The sequence below is a fragment of the Streptomyces sp. NPDC037301 genome, from assembly GCF_055602785.1.
On the sequence record NZ_JBVJWD010000166.1, the window covers coordinates 1 to 1,821 of the forward strand.

2 protein-coding genes are annotated in these 1,821 nt (G+C 71.0%); both read left to right on the top strand.

The window, feature by feature from the left end; translation table 11 throughout:
- The coding region (locus ACZ7IB_RS49140; RefSeq protein ID WP_470921879.1) for an acyl carrier protein at positions 1–844 on the top strand (844 nt) is incomplete at its 5' end.
- Positions 845–892: 48 nt separating this feature from the next.
- Positions 893–1,821 (top strand): beta-ketoacyl synthase N-terminal-like domain-containing protein (locus tag ACZ7IB_RS49145; protein WP_470921881.1); only part of this gene is annotated, 929 nt, incomplete at its 3' end.

Below are 1,821 nucleotides of genomic sequence, written 5' to 3' on the forward strand. Positions count from 1 at the left end.
GGTGCGCCGCCGTGCCGAAGGTCTTCCCGCCCAGTCCCTGTCGTGGGGCTTGTGGGAGGAGACCAGCGAACTCACCGCCACCCTCGGCGAATCCGGGCTGCGGCGGATGAGCGCCGGCGGTGTACTGCCGTTCAGCACGGAGGAAGGACTCGCCCTTTTCGACCGCGCGCTCGCAAGCGGCCTGCCGCACACCGCGCCAGTCCAGCTGGACCGCGCCCAGCTGCGCCGCGGCGAGGACACGCCCGCGCTGCTGCGCGGCCTGGTGCGCTCCGCACCGCGCCGCGCCACGGCGCCGGACGCCCAGGCGCTGCGCGGCCGCCTCTCCGCGCTGCCCGCGGCCGAGCGGCGGGAAGCCCTCCTCGAGACGGTGCGCGGCGAGATCGCCGCGGTCCTCAAGTACGGCACGGGCGACCGGATCTCGGCCACCCGGCCGTTCACGGAGCTCGGCTTCGACTCGCTGACCGCCGTCGAACTCCGCAACCGCCTGGCCCGGATGGCCGGTACGAGGCTGCCCACCACGCTCGTCTTCGACTACCCCACGCCCGAGGCCCTTACCGGCCGTCTGCTCGAGATCCTGCTGCCCGGGACGGAGGCCGAGGAGTGGGGCAGGGAGACCGTCGACCGTCTTGAGGCCATGCTCGACGACGAGCGTGACGAGGCCGAGGTCAACAAGCTGACGGCCCGTCTGGAGACCCTGCTGCTGCGCTGGCGGGAACGCTCCAGGACGCTGGCCGGCACCGCGCCAGGCGGCGGCCAGGCCCAGGACGTGGGGGCCGACGAGCTGAGCGAGGTCAGCGAGGAAGAGCTGCTGCGCTACATCGACGACGAGATCGGGCTGAGCTGATGCACGCACGGCCCACAAGCACGTTCTGCACAACGAGGGGTTTCGGACATGGCTGAGAAAGAGCAGATCGTCGAGTACCTGAAGCGGGTGACGGCGGACCTGAAACGCACCAGGGGCCGTGTCCGAGACCTGGAGGAGGCCGAGCGCGAGCCCATTGCGATCGTTGGTATGGGCTGCCGGTTCCCGGGCGGGGCCGGTACACCCGAGGAGTTCTGGGACCTGCTGCACGACGGTGTCGACGCCATGAGCGACTTCCCCGACGACCGCGGCTGGCAGCAGTTTGAGGGCGGGGCCCGTCCGCAGGGCGGCTTCCTCGAAACGGCCACCGAATTCGACGCCACCTTCTTCGGCATATCCCCGCGCGAAGCCCTGGAGATGGACCCGCAGCAGCGGCTGCTCCTGCAGACGTCCTGGGAGACCTTGGAACGCGCGGGCATCGACGTCACCGGCCTGCACGGCAGCAAGGCCGGCGTGTTCATCGGCGTCAACGGCGCCGACTACCCCGGCATGCTCAACCACGCGGGACACGAGTCCCTCGGTCACCTCCTGACCGGCAACGCGTCCAGCGTCGTCTCCGGCCGCATCGCCTACACCTTCGGCTTCGAGGGCCCTGCCGTGACGGTCGACACCGCCTGCTCGGCCTCCCTCGTGGCGCTGCACCTCGCGGCCCGCGCGCTGCGCTCCGGCGACTGCCCGCTGGCCCTGGTCGGCGGCGTCACCGTGATGTCGACCCCTGGTGTGTTCGCGGAGTTCGGCAAGCAGGGCGGTCTTGCCGCCGATGGCCGGTGCAAGGCGTTTGCTGAGGGTGCCGACGGCACCGCCTGGGGTGAGGGTGTCGGGTTGCTCCTTGTGGAGCGTCTTTCCGATGCCCGCCGTAACGGTCATCGTGTTCTCGCGGTGGTGCGGGGTACCGCGGTCAATCAGGACGGCGCGTCGAACGGCATGACGGCGCCGAACGGTCCGTCCCAACAGCGGGT